The following is an 18474-nucleotide window of genomic DNA, read 5'->3' on the forward strand; positions in this document are numbered from 1 at the left end:
AATAAGAATACAAAGAAAGAAGCTTTTAAACGATCAAATTCCGAAAATATGCAGAAGCCGTTTAAACAATGGAGATACCAAACTCATGAAGTAGCCCCGATAAGTTATTTTCAGAAAATACAGCCTTTTTTATATTGTTTTGAGTAGGACTTATTGTAAAGTTATAGGCTGTACTTAAATTGGCTTCTTTCAGATTCGTATTTGTAAATATGGCTTCCTCTAAATTAACTTGATGGAAAAGCGAGTTTTGAAGCTGAGTACCTACCAGATCAACTCCCTTCATAGAACACTTCCGAAAAGATGTGTTTGCCATCTTGAGTTTTTCGAATGAGCAAAAATCAAGTATGCAATCGATAAAGTTTACTTCAAACAGAAAACCCGGACAACGGCTAAAGTCTACTCCCATAAGCTTGCAATTCTCAAACCTAATATCGTTCATTTGAGTATTGTTAAGTTTGCACATCGATAAATCGCAATCTTTGAATGTACAGTTAGAGAAGATACAATTGTTTAGTTGTTGTTCGAACAGATTGCATCTTTCAATAGTACATTCGAAATATTCAACGCCGTACATTCCTGCTTCAAGAAGTGTACCTTGTGTTATCGTTTGGTTTTCGTAAATTTTTCCCATATCCTTAATCAGTAACAATAAATATTTATTTTTAACCTTACAACTATCTCTCGCTATTATACTTACCAAAGAAACAAATAGGTCTGAGACCTTAAAATGGAATTATTCCCTAATCACCTTAATTTCTCCGCCTAATCCTAACTTAATGATACTTGAAGGTTTTGGATTAGAGGTTTCCTCTTGTCGGAAGCTGACAATATAATCAACACCATTTTTGATGGCATCAGATATTTGTGAAAAATTTTGAGGAGAAGGTTCTCCACTCACATTTGCAGATGTAGATACAATGGCTTTGCGAAATCGTTTACATAGCTCTTGTGAGAATTTTTCCTGAGTAACCCGTATTGCCAGAGTTCCATCATCTGCTATCAGATTTGGAGCTACATAGCGAGCTTTATCATAAATAATGGTGAGCGGTTTCTCTGAAATTTCAATCAAATCCCAAGCCATATCGGGTACTTCATCCAGATAGTATTCTAATTTTACAGGAACATCTATTAATACAATCATTGATTTACTATCCGAACGTTTTTTTAGTTCGTATACCTTGCGTACTGCATCTTCGTTGGTTGCATCACAGCCAATTCCCCAGATAGTGTCGGTAGGGTATAATATAATACCTCCTGCATTCATCACTTCACAGGCTTTTTGTATATCTTCTTTCATTTTTTATTCAGAGAATAAAGGTTTTTAATAAGGTGACAACAGTTACAATCAGTAATCAATAAAGTTACAAAGGTGACTGTTGAGTGTTACTTTTTTGAATTATTTAATGTGTTGTATATCAGTTTTAAATAATTAAAAAGGTTACAAAAGTGACAAAAGTAACACTTTTTTTCTGTCTTATTTTCTCTTTGTTTACTGTTTTTTGAACTCAGGTCAACCTTTACTGTTTTCTGTTGACAGATCCTTACATAGATAGATAAAATAACCCACTGTTAAGAACTAATGATGCATTTACCAGTAAGGGCAGGGCTCTGCTCTGCCCCCGGAATTTACGTCTGAAAATACAACAGTTGGTATTTTAGTTATTTATCAGTTGATAGATATAAACGTTTTTGTAAATAGAATCGTAATGTACCCAGTCCAATAATTCTCCGGCACGTTTATAACCTGCTTTTTCGAAAAGTCGTATACTTTGAGAATTGTCTGTAGTTATGTAAGCAAATATTTGCTTAATGTGCAAAAATGCAAACACATATTCTTTTATCAGCTCAAGAGTTTGCAGTGCATAACTATTATTTCTGTGGTTTTCATCAATAAGAATTCCTACTCCTGCGCGGCTGTGATGGAAATCAAACTCATATAAATCGATAGTACCGATGGCTGTATTGGTGGCTTTGAGTTCTATCATAAACCGCAGTTGTTTGGCTTCATATATATCCTGTTGTTGAGTTTCTGATATATATTGTCTTAATGCCAGTTTAGAGTAGGGTGTTAATGTATTACCATGTACCCAAAGGTTGGTATTATTTTCCCACTTGTAAAGAACTTCCAAATCCTCAGGTTCGAGAGCTCGGAGTTTTAATTTTTCGTTTTCAAGAAACATAGTAATTGTATTATTTGTTTGGTGAATTGTGTTTTATGGTTATTCTACTTTAAAGTTAGTTTTCTTTTTTTGATATTTAAGCCAATCAGTAGTTGAATTGTTAGTAATAAACGCTCATTTTTCCTGACGCACCCTATCGGGTTTGTCTTTCATTTTGCCTTGATGCAAAACGAAACAAAAGATCAAGACTATGCCTTTTGCCCGACCCGATACGTGATCTGAAAGCGAAAACAAAAAATTTCTTTTGACTTTGATTTCTTTTTGTTTTTTACGCTTTCTTCCCACATCGGGTACCCCGTGCAACCGGCAAGGTCGGAGAACCTGACGGGCGTAAGCAAAGCCGACATTAACTTCGGGGGTGAGGCATCCGTTCAACGAAGCAGTCGATAAGAATAAAATACAAAGAGTCCGATAGGACGGCTTATTTTATTCCGGCGGCAAGTTGCTAACGGATCACACCCGTAAGTGGTCGGCAAAGACTTTTTGGTTCCTTTTGCGGATTTGGGCAAAAGGAACACAAACAATCTTTGATTGTGCGTAGGGAATTAATAAATTAAATGAGCGTTTTACATCATCCAACTACTAATCCGAGTTATTCATTTTATTGTACCTATTTTATATTGTATGTTTTTACTTTTACTCTTATCCATTTGATTAATTATCTCTTCGTAACTGAAGTCGCTTTTATCAAATGTTACAATATTATCTGTAAGAGTGTTTTTATTCAATGATTTAAATTTTCCTGCTACTTGCTCAATCGCTATTTTGGTTTTTATGCCGACCGAAATAAAAAAATAAAACAGCTTATTCTGAGGATAGTATTTGTTATAAAAAATCTGCATTGCTCCATAAAAAGCTCTTGTATATTTTGCATCATCTTTATTGGTGCTTTTTCCTTTGTAGTGTATAATACGTTCGGGCAAATAGTAATTTTTGTATCCTGCCTCCTGTATTCGATACGATAAGTCAATATCTTCACCATACATGAAAAAAGCTTCATCCAATAATCCAGCCTTGTCTAAGGCTTCTTTTCGTATCATCATAAAAGCTCCTGCCAATATCGGGATTTGATGCATACTATCTTCATCCAAATATAATAAATTATATCCTCCGAAAAAAAACGACTTTGGGAATATAGCAGCGAGACCGAATATTTTGCAGAAAGAAGCCCATGGAGAGGGAAAACCTCTTTTAGATTCAGGTAAAAAACACCCTGATCCGTCTATCATCTTTACACCTACAGCCCCTGATCGGGTTTCAGAATCCATGAACTGGCAAACATTCGATAGTACATTTTCACCAACAATTGTATCCGGATTCAACAATAAAATGTACATCCCTTTAGCTCGTTTTATAGCCTGATTATTCGCCTTTGAAAATCCCGGATTGGTTTTGTTTTCAATGAAATAGATATTTGATTGTACAAAATTACTTTTCAAATACTCAATAGATCCGTCTGTAGAATTATTGTCGACTATAATGATCTCATAGCTGAAAGCAATGTTTGAAGCCAAAATAGAATTCAAACATTGCTCCAGAAAATATTTTACATTGTAATTAACAATAATAATGGATAATTTCATCTAACTACAGTCCATGTTATGCCAGGATAAGCTGATTAAGAAGACCTGAGACCTCAATAGCCGTCACGCTCAAACATTTCACCCAAGCGGATAAAGAAGTTTTTTTTACGGCGGCGTCTTTGCTGATTCTCCCCGGCAGACATCATGATCCGTTCAAAAGAAAATTCGCCACGTTCCGCAGCCTTTACAGCATTATAAATAACACCCCAATCGGGTAACCCCCCTACATTGCGGTCATCAATAAATAGTTCCGCAGTTAACTTTCGGGATGCTCTCGTTGGATCTTCTTCCGGATAGTTTTTATTGGCGGCAAAGAAGGTCAGACCTTTTTTTGCACAATAATCAATTGCTTCCTGTAACAGATCACCATCTCTCACAGTCCATAAAATGAGCACATGACCATCTTTTTGAAGCTTCAATAAAGTATCTATAGCAAAAGGTATAGGAGCTCCTAATCTGGGGTACTCGTGTTCAACAATTGTTCCATCAAAATCAACAGCAATAATCATAAATTCGATCGATATTAAGTTACAATAAACTATTCGTGTTTTATTTTAATCATTTATACAGCTTTGGTAATCTCTGCCAAAGTAATGGTCTTAAATCTCAGTTTCGCTTTCAATATGAGCTTTGTTTGGGGCACACAAAAATAATGCAAATACACTGAGGAAAGCCAGATATCTGAAATTTTCGATGCCTGTCAGATTCAAGCAGATAAGATTGAATACCGATACGGATACCAACGCAGTAAGGCGAATAATATATTTCGTGAAATATTTTCTCAGCGCCGTTTCTGTGTCTGTCTTATCACTTTCATTCAATCGGGGATGAAGCAACTTTAAAGATGCAAATATCCCTCCCAGAGTGATAATTATTCCCCACCGTTCCAACCCTGTATTTTCGGTTGGCAGCGTATATTTACTTGTATATAGTACGTCCAGCACAAAAGCGATGAACATAATTATAACACAGCTCCAATAGATAAGTTTTAGTTGCTTATGTGTTTTATCAAGCATTTTAGAGGCTATTTTAAGTAACAGTAAATATTTATTTTTAGATTTTAGAACTACAACTATCTCTCGCTATTATACTTACCGAAGTAATAAATAGGTCTGAGACCTTATAGGTTGAATGATTCGTTGAAAAGAGTTCTGTTTATAATTGATCTGCCAAGCGTAACTTCATCGGCATATTCAATCTCGTCGCCAATGGATATACCTCTGGCTATCATCGATATCTTAATGTTATAAGGTGCCAGTTTCTTATAAATATAGAAATTGGTGGTATCACCTTCCATTGTTGTACTCAATGCCAGTATTATTTCTTTTATATGTCCTTCGGCAACACGTTTTACAAGGCTTTCAATTTGTAGATCTCCGGGTCCGATACCATCAATAGGTGATATAATCCCACCCAATACATGATACAGACCTTTAAATTGAGAAGTATTCTCGATAGCCATCACTTCTTTGATGTTCTCCACGACGCATACAATAGAGCTATCGCGACTCGTGTTTGAACAAATAGGGCAGATATCGGCATCTGAAATATTATAACACGATTTGCAATATTTGACCTCATTTTTAAGAGTCAGTATTGCAGAAGAAAAATTCTCTACAGTCTTGTTATCCTGTCGAAGCATATGTAACACAAGCCTTAGTGCGGTTTTACGACCGACACCCGGTAACTTGGCAAATTCATTTACCGCATTTTCTAATAATACGGAAGGATATTTTTGAATCATTAATTAGCTCTTGTTTTAAGTAGTGTATAGTTTGCCTTTTGTTATTTTACCAGCTAAAGCAATAATAAAATCAAAGGTCTTATTCCACAAAGTTATATATTTAGATAGGAGAAATAATACTTTTCTGCTTTTTTAGAGAGAAGTTGTATGTTTAGTAAATCGGAAGCATCCGAAATACTTTTTATCTCACCATTTTTATAAAGGATATCTATACTATTGTCTTTCAGATTGTATATGTCTGTGGTGACAGTTCGTGATGATGCAAAATATGCAGCATCTTCTTCCGATAGATTCCATTTATCCATATACTTTTTTATATATGTATTTATATGCTCTTCGGAAGCCGGTTCTTGCAGGATTTCTGTTTTAAACAAATCTCTGTTAACAAAAGCATGGCTTAATGTCGAAAGAAGGAAATCATCCGAATTTATCCAAACTTTAAGGGCACACCAAATATCCGAATCGTCCAGATTTATAAAATGCTCGATGGCTTCATCTCCAAAATTCTTCTTTTGGATGTTTTGTGTAAGAAAATAGCTTAAAGAAGGAGAGGCAAAAAGCTTTACTCCTTTATTAGTTAATTCTTTAGCCCTTTTCAAAGTGCTGATTAATACATTTTCTGCTCCGATAGCTGTTTTATGGTGATATACCTGCCAATACATCAATCGTCTGGATAAAAGAAAATTTTCTATAGAGTAAACTCCTTTTGATTCTATTACCAATTGATTATTTCGTACATCCAGAATCTGAATTATTCGCTCCGAACCTATATTTCCTTCATTTACACCTGTGAAAAAGCAATCGCGACGCAAATAATCAAGCCTGTCGACATCCAGTTGTCCGCTTACCAATTGGTGTAAAAATTCTTTCGGGTATTCATTCTTGAATATAGCTATGCAGATATCAAGTTTCCCTCCTAATTCAATATTCAGCTTTTGCATTAATCGAAGAGATATTTCTTCGTGGTAAATGCCATTAACTATTGTATGTTCCAATACATGTGAGAAAGGACCATGCCCTACATCATGCAGGAGTATACATGCCAATGCTCCGTTTTCTTCTTCCAAGGTGATTTCATTACCTTTCGATCTCAGGTTATTAATAACCTCCTGCATCAGGTACATGGCTCCCAGTGTGTGATGAAAACGGGTATGTTGTGCACCGGGGTAAGCAAAGGAAGCCATGCCCAGTTGTTTTATCCTGCTGAGCCGTTGCAAATATGGATGATTTATAATTTGCGATATAAACTCATTCGGAATGGTTATAAAGCCAAAAACAGGATCATTTATTATTTGTTTGTTCTTTATCACAGTACGTAAGTAATGTTAAATATTTAATGCGATGTTTTATCACGATAACTGCCTCCGGTTGTCAGCCCGGCCAAAGCTATAAAAAAGTCAGAGACCTTAAGATGAAAAAAAGCACAGATTTGAAATCCAAATCTGTGCTCAAAGGTATAAAATATTTAAGTCTTTTTATTCTACAATGTTTAAAGTTGCAGGTTCATGCGTATTGAGATCGATATTGTTTGCTTTTGCATATTCGCTCTGAGCCTTTTGCATATCTTCAAATTTTGCATCTGTATTTGCTAGTGAGTTATTGATAATGTCATCCATTTTCACTAATTCCTCTTCAGAAATATCGTTCGATAATTTGGAGTATTGCTCTTTATAAACGTCTATCTGAGTAAGTAATGATTCTACATATGCTATTGTAGTATTGTAAAAATCATCAGCACCTTCAGCTTTTGGCAATACTTTTATTTTGTCCAAATCGCTTTGAATACTGTCTTTGGCTTCTTTTATACCCTCATTTAGTTGAGCGATATCATCGGCTGTAAATTCTTCACTGTCAAAAAATACGTCGATTTTGCTGTCAAGAGTCACCAGATAATTATCAGCTTCCGTCGAATATGCAACCAATTGCTCATTATAAGCTAAAGGATCAACTTTTTTTTCGCAGGAGGTAAGTATCAATGATAATGGTAAAAGCAAGAATAATAATTTTTTCATCGTTTTTTATTTATAAAAATTAGTTTGTGAGAGCGTCTAATTTACCTATATAGGTATCACGCATTCTTTTGGCATGCTCTACGGTTTCCAAAAAATTGGAGTCGAGTTCTTTAGCTGTGTTAGTAGATGTCGTATCGGTTATTGTAGTATACATCTCCTGTGCATTTATAATTTTTTGCAAAGATTTGATGTAAGCTATAGCCGAAATTCGTAACTCCTCGGCAGGAGGAGGTATAATCAGATTTTTGAGATCATTGATTTTTACGTTGGAAGAATCCATTGCTGTCTGAGAAACGACCTTTATATAATCGTATTTCTTGCTGTCGAGAGCACTTTGTACATTATTATCGTACTTGTTGATAATAACTTCTGCTTCGTCAACCAAAATGGATATATTGCTAAAATCCTTACTGCCTCCCGATTTGCAAGATGCAAAAATAACTGTAAAAGAAATACAGAAAAGAATAAATTTATTCATATATGTTGTGATGAGTAAAAGAAAGTATTTAATGTCGTATTCAAGAGTTATAACTATCAGTTGTCGTTATGCTTACTAAAGTAATAAAAAGGTCTTTAACCTTAATCTTATGCAAAGATAAGTTATCTCTTTGACTTACAAAAATTAAAATAATCAGAGATGTTGTTTTGACGCATTTTTATTCAAAAAAGAGCATCCCTTAGAATGAAAATCAGTAATATTTATAACTTTGTGATTGTATATTATAATTTAAAGGTCTCAGACCTGTTTATTGCTAAGGTCGTAGACCTCTTTGTTGCTTTGGTAAGCATTATAGCAATAGTTGGTTATAAATCGGAAGTATATCATTAAATACTTTCATTTACTTATTATGAATTTTAGGATGATAAAACCGCAAAGCTTAATATCTTATTTTTTATTTTTTATTTTTGGCTCGGCAATTTTTATGTTTTCCTGTAAACCGGTTAAACTTTCAGATGCTGACCGCCACTTCAAAAATGGGGAATATTTTGAAGCTGCAACAATGTATCGTAAAATATATAGGAAGACTCCTCCTAAAAACAGAGAATTAAGGGGGCGTGTAGCTTATCGTCAGGCAGAAAGTTTTCGTCTGATTAATAATGTAGCATTGGCCAGTGCCGCATATGTGAATGCTATCCGATACAATCCAACCGACAGTTTAATCCGGTTGCAATATGCGAGAACTTTACATAAAGACGCTAAATATAAGCAAGCGATAGAGCAATATAAATTGTTTCTGAAAACGATGCCCGATAATCAATTTGCATTGAATGGACTGAAAGGTGCTGAAATGGCAACGGATATGAAAAATAATCCGACTAAATATATTGTCAAAAAAATGGATGTCTTTAATTCTCCTCGAGGTGAATTCAGTCCGATGTTATTGCCTCCCGATTACGATCTTATTTATATAACGACCAATCGGGAAAATGTTCTGGGTGATGAGAAAAGCACTATAACAGGAATGAAGAACAATGACATTTTTGTTGCCCGTAAAGACGAAAACGGAAAGTGGATGAAACCCGAATCGGCGGGACCTATAAATACAGAAGCTGACGAGGGTACACCTGCCTTCTCTGCAAGTGGTAATATAATGTATTATACATTTAGTAAGCAAGAACTAGGGTGGTCTACTACTGCTGTAATCCATAAAGCTCAACGTGCCGATGGTGCTTTCGGAAAGGGAGAGAAACTAGCTCTTCTGGCTGATACGATGTCTATGTATGCTCATCCCTCGCTTACTCCTACGGGTGATTTTCTGTATTTTGTATCTGATATGCCCGGTGGATATGGAGGAAAAGATATTTGGAGAGCAGGTATGTTTGGCGATGAGATCAGTTATATCGAAAATATGGGAGCCGATATAAATACGGCAGGGGATGAAATGTTTCCTTATGTAAGAACTGATTCTACGTTTTATTTTTCTTCGGATGGACATCCGGGGATGGGGGGACTGGATATTTTTAAAGCAACTCTAAGTAAAAGAACAAAAATATGGAACCTCGAAAATATGGGTTCTCCTATAAATTCGCAGGCTGATGATTTCGGGCTAACATTTGAAGGTGATAGGGAAGCCGGATTTTTCAGTTCCAACAGAGGTGATGGAAGAGGATTAGATCATATTTATTCCTTTGAATACCCTATTGTAAGAGTGGCTGTAGAAGGTTTTGTAGTCGATAAAGACGATGAATTTGTTCCTAATCCTATTATTCGTGTAGTAGGAAACGACGGTACCAATGAAAAATTCGGAGGAAAGCCCAATGGTACTTATCGTCTGGATGTACAAAGAGGTGTTAATTACGTGTTTTTGGCAAGTGCAGAAGGTTACCTTAATACTAAAATGAGTCTTCGAACTGTTGAAACTGAAAAAGACTCTATATATTATGTTGATTTCGTGATGTATGCGATCAATAAACCTGCTGTACTTGAAAATATATTCTATGATTTTGATAAGGCAGCTTTAAGAGAAGAATCAAAAAAAGAACTGGATGACCTGATTGAGCTGTTGGAAATAAACCCCAATGTAACTATTGAGTTATCAGCACATACAGACCGTAAAGGAACACAGGAATATAATCAACGATTATCGCAGCGCAGGGCACAATCGGTTGTGGATTATTTGATTGCACACCGAATATCTAAAGATCGCCTGACTGTAGCGGGTTATGGAAAGCTTCAACCGAAAGTTGTTACTAAGAGTATTGTCAAGAAATACGATTTTCTACAAGTGGGAGATGTGTTGACAGAAGAATTTATATTGGCGTTACCTCCTGAACAACAAGAGATAGCAGATCAGATAAACAGACGGACTGAATTTAAAGTATTGTCTATCAATTATAACCTGCGTTAGACTGTCATTTTTAAGGTCTCAGACCTTTTTAATGGTAAAACATAGCATTAAATAGTTAGCATTACTTATATTATCATTAAATGAAAAAACTACTTGTATATATATTATTTGTGGTCATTTCGGGTTTCAGTCTTGTAAGGGCTCAGGAGCTGAATATGAAAGTTACGGTGAATAGCAACCAAATTCAGACGACAGATAAAAGTGTGTTTACTAAAATTGAAGAGGTTCTGAATCAGTTAGTGAATGACCGCAAATGGACAGATGCTACTTTTGCTTCGAACGAATTAATTGAAGGTAGCATACTCATTACATTGAGTGAGATTCCACAAGAGAATTCATACAAGGGCGAAATTCAGATAATAGCCAACCGACCCGTTTACAATGCAACCTATAATACACCTATTTTTAATTTTCGGGATACCGAATTTGAGTTCAGCTATTTGTTGGGTGAAAATCTCGAATATATAGAGAGTAATGTAAATAATAATCTGGTAGCCGTTATTGCTTATTATACATATATTGTTTTAGGGCTCGATTTTGATTCTTTTGCTTTGCAAGGGGGGAAACCTTACTTTGAGAAGGCAATGGAAATTGTAAATGCTGCTCAATCGCTGAATGCTAAAGGATGGGCTCCTTTTGGTGGAGACCGCAACAGATATGCCATAGCATTGGCTTTAACGGAAGAGAGTTCTTCGGTATTTCACTCCATGTGGTATAATTTTCATCGTAAGGGTTTGGATGAAATGGCTGCTAATCCGAGTCGTGGGCGCGCAGGTGTTATTGCGACCGTCCCCGATCTGCAAACTATCTATAAAGCCCGACCTGCATCGGCTATTCTCTCTTTTTATGGTGACACTAAGCTGGACGAGCTTATTAATATTTATTCGGAAGCTACTACCGAAGAAAAAGCGGAAGCTTATAAAATTCTTCAATCTATTTTTCCTACAAAAAGATATATTCTGGATAAAATAAAAAAATAAGAATTCTTGTTTTTTTATCCATTTTTCTTGCTCATATAAAAGATATGCGTATATTTACGAAAAAATAGTAGATGTACTTAAATGAAATAGTTGTATGGAAAAATTAACTCATCAGGAAGAAATCGTAATGTTACATATCTGGCAATTAAAAGAATGCGTTGTCAAGGATATTGTAAATGAAATGAAAGAACCTAAGCCTCCTTACACTACTGTGGCATCAATAGTTCGCAATCTGGAACAAAAAGGATATTTGAACTCTAAGAAATATGCTAATGTTTATGTTTATTCTCCTCGGGTTGAAGAGGACGAATATAAGAAAGTATTTATGTCGGGAGTTGTAAAAAGCTATTTTGAGAATTCATACAAAGAGCTTGTATCCTTCTTTGCTAAAGAGGAAAAAATATCTTCTTCGGATTTAGAAGAAATAATCCGGATGATAGAAGAGGGAAAAAAAGACCAATAATAAAATTATGCACTATGGAAGGTTTAATTATATCATACGCGATCAAGGCATCTTTGGCTATGATTCTGTTATATGGGTTATATGCATTGTGCTTTAGGAATGACACTTTCAATAAGGCGAAACGATTTTATTTACTATTTATAGTTGTTTTTTCTTTGCTATATCCATTTTGTAAATTAAGTATATCCACATCTGCCGATATTCCGATGTATCAGGCAATATTACCGCAGATAGAAGTTACCGACAATACAACTGTCGATCATAAGCCATTATTAGATATCGGATTGGTCGAATTACTCTTGATCACTTATATCTGTGGGATATTAATTATGCTTTCCCGATTCTTGATTCAGTTATCGGGTGTGCTAAATCTAATACTTCGAAACGGGTATCAGAATAGTGACAATTATAAGATAATCAGCTTGAATATGGATATTACCCCTTTCTCTTTTTTCAGGTGGATATTTATTCCTTACAATAGTTTTAAAAAAGAGGATTTGAGTCTGATGCTCGAACACGAAAAAGAACATGCCGATCAGTACCACTCTCTGGATATACTTCTCAGCGAATTGTTTTATATTTTATTCTGGTGGAATCCTGTTACATGGCTATTAAAAAGAGAAATTAAAATAAACCTCGAATATCTTGCAGATAAAGGAGTCCTCGAAAAAGGTGTAGAGGCGAAAAAATACCAGTATCTATTATTACAAGTAATAAAACCTAGCGCTACTATACAGATTGTTAACAATTTCAATGTTTCACAATTAAAAAAACGTATTACTATGATTAATAAAAAAAGAACCTCAAGGCTTATGTCCTGCAAGTATTTACTTGCTTTTCCGATTGTAGCACTAATGCTTTTAGGAAATGCTCAAAAGACATTTTCAAGACAAATTGAAAATGTGGTAGAAGAGCATATTGGTGCAGAAACTACTCCAAGTGTGAATACAGACATGTCTCGACAGAAGGAGAATGTTTATACTTCAGTTCAAGTAATGCCGCAATATCCGGGAGGAGATGAGGCGTTGATGAAGTATATCAATGCAAATATTAAATATCCTGAGCAAGCGGTAAAAGACAAAGTGGAGGGAAACGTAGTAATTCGCCTTGTTGTCTCTAAGACAGGTGAAGTAAAGGATGTTACAGTGCTAAGAAGCCTAGATGCAAGGTGCGATATTGAAGCTGTAAGAGTTGTAAAAGCTATGCCTACATGGACACCCGGAAAACAAAATGGCAAGGATGTAGATGTGTACTATGTACTGCCTATTAAGTTTGTGCTGCCTAAATAAAGCATATGAGGATAATATAGTAGAGTATTTCTCTCTACTATATTATTCTTGTAAATATATATTATTTAATACATTATATGCTTTCTCCACATTGTCGATATGCTTAATTATAATAGATCGCTTTCCTTGATTCTCTCTTAGTTGACAGTCGCGATGATGACCTTGTACATAGCTTAGCAACTTATCGAAAGCTTGAGATTGATAATATAGGGAGTCAGGGTTTGAAACCAAATACAATAGCATTTGTCCCTTTTTCAAAATTACTTTCTCTATACTTAGATATTTGGCTATTCTACGGATTCTAATTACCCCTATTAAATCCTGACCTTCCTGCGGAATTTCACCGAAACGGTCTTTCAACATTTTTACAAACTCGGTTATCTCTTCTTCCTTTTCTAAATTATTTAGAGTACTGTAAATAGATATACGCTCCGAATCGTTGGGTATATAAATAGGAGGGAACAAAAGCTCTAAATCACTATCAATAACCACATCATCCACAAAGTTATCGCCTTTGTTTTTCTCTCCGTCTTTACTTTCGTGATATAATTCTGCAAATTCGTTGTTCTTCAATTCGGTAACGGCTTCGGTCAATATCTTTTGATATGCTTCGTAACCTAAGTCGGCAATAAAACCGCTTTGCTCTGCACCTAAAAGGTTTCCTGCACCTCTTATGTCCAAATCTTGCATCGCGATATGTATTCCACTTCCTAATTCAGCAAAGTTCTCTATTGCTTGTAATCTTCGCTTTGCCTCAATTGTTAAGCTATCCAATGGCGGAGCAAGCAGATAACAAAAAGCTTTGCGGTTGCCACGACCAACGCGTCCACGCAATTGATGTAAGTCACTCAATCCGAATCGTTGAGCGTTATTTATTATTATCGTATTGGCATTAGGAATATCTATACCCGATTCTATGATAGATGTTGCAATCAGCACATCGTATTCGTAATCCACAAAATCAGTAATTATTTCCTCTAATTTAGTGGGAGGCATCTGCCCGTGTGCTACTGCAATACGTGCATCGGGAACACCCTTGCGTATAGTAGCTTCTATTTCGGGTAGATTGTTGATTCTATTATTCAAGAAAAACACCTGTCCGTTTCTACTCATCTCAAAATTGATAGCTTCCGCTATTATTTGAGCATCGAAAGTATGTACTTCCGTTTGAGTAGGGTATCGGTTGGGTGGGGGAGTCGTTATCGTTGAAAGGTCGCGAGCTCCCATCAACGAAAATTGAAGCGTTCTGGGGATTGGCGTTGCAGTCATAGTCAGTGTGTCGACGTTTGATTTCATCTGCTTCAATTTTTCTTTTACAGATACTCCAAATTTTTGCTCTTCGTCTATGATGAGTAATCCTAAATCTTTGAACTGAATGTCTTTATTGACAATGCGGTGTGTACCGATAAGTACATCTATTTCGCCTTTTTTTAGTTTATCCAGCAGTTCTTTTACAGCTGCAGGCTTTCGAGCTCTGCTTATGTAATCGACCTTGCAGGGAAAGTCTTTTAAACGATCTCTGAAAGTATGGAAATGCTGAGTCGCCAATACTGTAGTAGGCACAAGAACTGCTACCTGTTTATTATCGGCAACAGCTTTAAATGCTGCTCTGATAGCAACCTCAGTTTTTCCGAAGCCTACGTCCCCACAGATAAGTCTGTCCATAGGACGATGGTTTTCCATGTCTTTTTTGACATCGGCCGTAGCTGTTATCTGGTCGGGAGTATCTTCATATACAAATGAAGCTTCCAACTCAGTTTGCATAAAGGTATCAGGCGAGAATTTGAAGCCTTCCTCTTCGTTACGTTTCGAATAAAGAACTATTAGATCACGAGCAATGTCTTTCAGACGTTTTTTCGTGTTCTCCTTCATCTTCTGCCATGCACCCGAACCTAATTTGTTTAGGCGTGGAGCTTCACCGTCCTTTCCTCTGTATTTGGATATCTTGTATAAAGAGTGGATAGGGACAAATATGGCATCATTATTCAGATACGATATTTTGATATGTTCCTGCAATTTTTCATTGGCAATGAGCCTGACAAGCCCACCGAATTTACCGACCCCGTGATCGTTATGAACCACAAAATCGCCAACCTGTAATTGCTTCAATTCTTTTAGACTTAATGCAATCTTTCCGGTACGGGCATTGTCTGATTTCAGATTGTATTTGTGGAAACGATCGAAAATCTGATGATCTGTAAAACAGCATATCTTTAGAGTCTGGTCGTAAAAACCTTCGTGTAACGTTTTGTTTATAGGAACGAGTGGTATTTTATCGCCTCTGTCTTCAAAAATTGTTTTCAGACGCTCTATTTGCTTCATACTATCGCTCAGGATATAGATTGTATATCCTTGTGCTATAAATTCGTGCAAGCTTTTACTTACCAGATCGAAATTTTTATGGTAGATAGGCTGTAATGCAGTATTGTATTCAAAAGAAGCATCAGGTACGCCAAAGCAGGTATTTCCGAATTGCATTTGCTTAAATTTCACAAGCTCGCTCGTAAAGAGGGGCTCGGATATTACTTTCAATTGGACATCGGCTTCGTATTCGGGATTATCTAATATAGCACTGTCTTCATATATCAAATTCAGACGTCCTTGTATCCACGAATAATCTTTAAATCCGATAACAGTCTCAGCAGGTAGAAGGCTCAATAACGAGTCTTGAAGCTGGCTGGCTTTAGACATTTCGGGTATAATTTGTATAGAGGTCAATTGCTCTTTTGATAATTGACTTTCGATATCAAAACGTCGTATGGTCTCTACTTCATCCCCAAAGAAATCAATACGGAAAGGGTATTCGCTGGAGTATGAAAAAACATCGAGAATACTTCCTCTAATTGCATACTGACCGGGTTCGTATACATATTCAGTGTATTCGAAGCCGTATGAATCGAGAACCTCCGAAACGAATGCCGAATCGATTTTCTCACCTACAGTAATTCGTAAAGTATTTTCTTTAAGTGTGTCTTTCGATACAACTTTTTCAGCTATCGCTTCGGGATACGTTACTATGATGAGCGGAGTACTTTCTCCTTGTAAACGGCTCAAAACTTCAGTTCTGAGTATAGCGTTTGCAGGATCAGACTGTCCATACTTAATTGCCCTCTTGTATGCAGAAGGGAAAAAAAGTACATCCTTTGATCCTAATAACTGATTGAGGTCGTGATAAAAGTATCCGGCCGTTTCAAGATCATCTAATATGTATAGATATTGCCCCTTTTTTTGATTGAATAAAGCTGACACAAAAACTGACCATGAAGAGCCTAGTAAACCTTTGATGTGTACGTTTTTGTCTTTATTTAGGGTGCTTGATATCGCTTTTATGCTTTTATGTCCATCGAAAAGATGGAGAGGAGAAATCGATTCCAAAATAGAGTTGTTTTATGCTTACAAAGGTAATAATAATTGAAGATAGCAGCAATATAGATGTGAATAAAAGAGAAATCACGGTTTTTTGATGAAAAATGTTTAAAAATCGGATAATCTATGCATAAACTGAATTATGGAATAGCTAATTTTGGGTAAAAATATAATGTGATGTCGGATTCTATTGTTATTATTCCAACGTATAACGAAAAAGAGAATATCGAAAAAATGATCGAAACGGTTTTTTCCCTTTCGAAAGTTTTTCATATTCTGGTAGTCGATGACGGCTCTCCCGATGGTACGGCTGCTATCGTAAAACGATTACAGGAGAAGTATGCTGATTTGTTATTCTTACTCGAACGAAAGGGGAAGCAAGGGTTAGGTACCGCCTATATTGCAGGTTTTAAATGGGCTCTGGCTCGCGATTATCAGTACGTTTTTGAAATGGATGCTGATTTTTCTCATGACCCGAATGATCTGATACATCTCTACAATGCATGTGCGATAGGCGGTGCAGAGATGGCAATCGGCTCACGATACTCTACCGGAGTTAATGTGGTGAACTGGCCAATGGGTAGGGTTATCATGTCGTTTTATGCATCGAAGTATGTAAAGCTGGTAACGGGAATGAATATACACGATGCTACAGCCGGTTTTGTTTGTTACAAACGAAAAGTATTGGAGACTATCGATTTGGATAAAATACGTTTCAAAGGATATGCTTTCCAAATTGAAATGAAATACACAGCTTATACCTTAGGCTTTAAACTGAAAGAAGTATCTATCATTTTTGTCAATCGTGTTTTAGGCGAATCAAAAATGAATGCAGGCATTTTCGGAGAGGCATTTTATGGGGTGATAAGGCTTCGCTTTAATAAAATGATGGGCAAAATTAAACCTAAATACAATTAGAGCCTTTGATTTATAGAAGGCAATAAAATGGCAAGGTCGTTTATAAATAAGGCAACTTTTTTAGTGTTTTTTATACTCGCTAAATGTATTTGATATGGCTTTTTGTCTCTATTAGTTCTTACAATAATATTAGTTGTTGAATACGAACCATTATAAAACGACTTTTGGGCTTCAATCTCAGCAATTTCAATAAAAAGACATTTAGATTTGAAGAATCCAAAAGTCGAGCTTTCAATAGTATTATTATCTGTGTCAATCTTTACTTCTTTCCCATAGGCAACAAGAAAAATTATAGAAAATAGTATAAATATATACTGATAATAGGAGTCTACTGGTTGGAATATGGTTAAGTAGACGAAAGGTATTAATGGCAGTATACTAAAAATTAATGCCACAATACTTTTCTGTCTGTAAGAATAGCATCCTCGATGTATTTCATTGAAGAAATGAATTTTCTGTATTGTATTGGTATTTGAATCGGTGGATATGTTTTCGCTCAGAAAACTGTCTACTTTGATGATAGCATTATCATATATCTCTTTCAGTTTTTTTGATTTTTCTCTTAAAGCAGGAGTCAACCTTATGCCTTGCCCATATATATCATCTTTGAAAATAAGTTCATATATGTATGTAGTCACATAACTTGATCCACTATCTGAAAATTGGACTTTACAAACATTATCTAACGATGCTAATTTAGTTTGTACAAATAAATTTCTTCTTACCACTGTTTTCTCTTTAGTATTGATTATTATTTGTGTTTTACTTAGAATAATAAATAGAACCAATATAATTAAAGGAATAAAAATTGCTAATAATATTGGAATACTGCCAATATTTAGACTTTGTTCGTTCATATTAAAAAATATCGGAATACTAATCATAGACAGACTTACAAATAAGATGATTCCTAAAGCTAAAAAATCGTGTCGTTTTGGATAGAAAATGATTTGGTTTTCTTTAATTTCAAATAATCTCATAAAATTCTGATTTAGATAAAGTTAATATATATAATAGAGTTTACATTCAATAAAAACATATTTTTTTGAATAAATTCGATTTAAACACAAAGGACGTCAAGGTATTATTC

The 18474-nt window shown here is 35.5% G+C and carries 18 protein-coding genes; 5 read left to right on the forward strand and 13 right to left on the reverse strand.

Features of this window, described 5'->3' with window-relative positions:
• Window positions 1–61: 61 nt before the first annotated feature.
• The 11 genes from CLV62_RS08770 to CLV62_RS08815 all read right to left on the reverse strand — a co-directional run bounded on the left by CLV62_RS08770 (window position 62) and on the right by CLV62_RS08815 (window position 7997).
• Window positions 62–631, reverse strand: a complete 570-nt coding sequence (locus CLV62_RS08770) for a pentapeptide repeat-containing protein (RefSeq protein WP_110310408.1) — start codon at window positions 629–631, stop codon at window positions 62–64.
• Between the two features lie 102 nt (window positions 632–733).
• The gene (locus CLV62_RS08775; RefSeq protein WP_110310409.1) at window positions 734–1297 is read right to left on the reverse strand and encodes an L-threonylcarbamoyladenylate synthase; all 564 of its coding nucleotides are present in this window, start codon (window positions 1295–1297) and stop codon (window positions 734–736) included.
• Between the two features lie 358 nt (window positions 1298–1655).
• Window positions 1656–2180 carry a GNAT family N-acetyltransferase gene (locus CLV62_RS08780; protein WP_110310410.1) on the reverse strand — a complete coding sequence of 175 codons (525 nt, stop codon included), beginning with the start codon at window positions 2178–2180 and terminating at the stop codon, window positions 1656–1658.
• 114 nt (window positions 2181–2294) lie between these two features.
• The gene (locus tag CLV62_RS21495) at window positions 2295–2555 is read right to left on the reverse strand and encodes a hypothetical protein (protein ID WP_146212722.1); all 261 of its coding nucleotides are present in this window, start codon (window positions 2553–2555) and stop codon (window positions 2295–2297) included.
• Window positions 2556–2776: 221 nt separating this feature from the next.
• Window positions 2777–3763 carry a glycosyltransferase family 2 protein gene (locus tag CLV62_RS08785; RefSeq protein WP_110310411.1) on the reverse strand — a complete coding sequence of 329 codons (987 nt, stop codon included), beginning with the start codon at window positions 3761–3763 and terminating at the stop codon, window positions 2777–2779.
• Between the two features lie 53 nt (window positions 3764–3816).
• A complete protein-coding gene (locus tag CLV62_RS08790; protein ID WP_110310412.1) occupies window positions 3817–4272 on the reverse strand; it encodes a BT0820 family HAD-type phosphatase in 456 nt (151 codons plus the stop codon).
• A 90-nt stretch (window positions 4273–4362) separates the two neighbouring features.
• Window positions 4363–4779, reverse strand: a complete 417-nt coding sequence (locus CLV62_RS08795; protein ID WP_110310413.1) for a hypothetical protein — start codon at window positions 4777–4779, stop codon at window positions 4363–4365.
• 104 nt (window positions 4780–4883) lie between these two features.
• The gene (recR, locus tag CLV62_RS08800; protein WP_110310414.1) at window positions 4884–5507 is read right to left on the reverse strand and encodes a recombination mediator RecR; all 624 of its coding nucleotides are present in this window, start codon (window positions 5505–5507) and stop codon (window positions 4884–4886) included.
• 92 nt (window positions 5508–5599) lie between these two features.
• On the reverse strand, window positions 5600–6817 hold the full coding sequence (locus tag CLV62_RS08805) for an HD domain-containing protein (RefSeq protein WP_110310415.1): 1218 nt from the start codon (window positions 6815–6817) through the stop codon (window positions 5600–5602).
• A gap of 165 nt (window positions 6818–6982) precedes the next feature.
• On the reverse strand, window positions 6983–7519 hold the full coding sequence (locus CLV62_RS08810; RefSeq protein WP_110310416.1) for a hypothetical protein: 537 nt from the start codon (window positions 7517–7519) through the stop codon (window positions 6983–6985).
• Window positions 7520–7538: 19 nt separating this feature from the next.
• Window positions 7539–7997, reverse strand: coding sequence for a hypothetical protein (locus CLV62_RS08815; RefSeq protein ID WP_110310417.1), 459 nt, complete (start codon window positions 7995–7997; stop codon window positions 7539–7541).
• Between the two features lie 382 nt (window positions 7998–8379).
• Here CLV62_RS08815 and porE point away from each other — a divergent pair, with 382 nt between their 5' ends.
• The 4 genes from porE (at window position 8380) to CLV62_RS08835 (ending at window position 13100) form a co-directional block, all read left to right on the forward strand.
• Window positions 8380–10368, forward strand: a complete 1989-nt coding sequence (porE, locus tag CLV62_RS08820) for a PorE family type IX secretion system protein (RefSeq protein WP_449389517.1) — start codon at window positions 8380–8382, stop codon at window positions 10366–10368.
• Between the two features lie 80 nt (window positions 10369–10448).
• Entirely contained in the window at window positions 10449–11348 is a 900-nt protein-coding gene (porD, locus tag CLV62_RS08825; RefSeq protein ID WP_110310419.1) for a type IX secretion system protein PorD, read from the forward strand.
• 94 nt (window positions 11349–11442) lie between these two features.
• Complete coding sequence (locus CLV62_RS08830; protein WP_110310420.1) at window positions 11443–11811, forward strand: BlaI/MecI/CopY family transcriptional regulator; 369 nt, start codon at window positions 11443–11445, stop codon at window positions 11809–11811.
• A gap of 14 nt (window positions 11812–11825) precedes the next feature.
• A complete protein-coding gene (locus CLV62_RS08835) occupies window positions 11826–13100 on the forward strand; it encodes a M56 family metallopeptidase (RefSeq protein ID WP_110310421.1) in 1275 nt (424 codons plus the stop codon).
• A 42-nt stretch (window positions 13101–13142) separates the two neighbouring features.
• On the opposite strand, the gene mfd is transcribed toward CLV62_RS08835, so the two are convergent.
• Entirely contained in the window at window positions 13143–16475 is a 3333-nt protein-coding gene (mfd, locus tag CLV62_RS08840; protein WP_394337198.1) for a transcription-repair coupling factor, read from the reverse strand.
• Between the two features lie 168 nt (window positions 16476–16643).
• Here mfd and CLV62_RS08845 point away from each other — a divergent pair, with 168 nt between their 5' ends.
• A complete protein-coding gene (locus CLV62_RS08845) occupies window positions 16644–17384 on the forward strand; it encodes a polyprenol monophosphomannose synthase (RefSeq protein ID WP_110310423.1) in 741 nt (246 codons plus the stop codon).
• On the opposite strand, the gene CLV62_RS08850 is transcribed toward CLV62_RS08845, so the two are convergent.
• Window positions 17381–18364 (reverse strand): hypothetical protein, encoded by a 984-nt coding sequence (locus CLV62_RS08850; protein WP_110310424.1) that lies wholly within the window; start codon window positions 18362–18364, stop codon window positions 17381–17383. The two genes, CLV62_RS08845 and CLV62_RS08850, sit on opposite strands and share 4 nt — an antisense overlap.
• Window positions 18365–18474 lie beyond the last annotated feature (110 nt).

The sequence above is a fragment of the Indolivaga alginatilytica genome, assembly GCF_003201355.1.
Lineage (GTDB): Bacteria > Bacteroidota > Bacteroidia > Bacteroidales > Dysgonomonadaceae > Dysgonomonas_A > Dysgonomonas_A alginatilytica.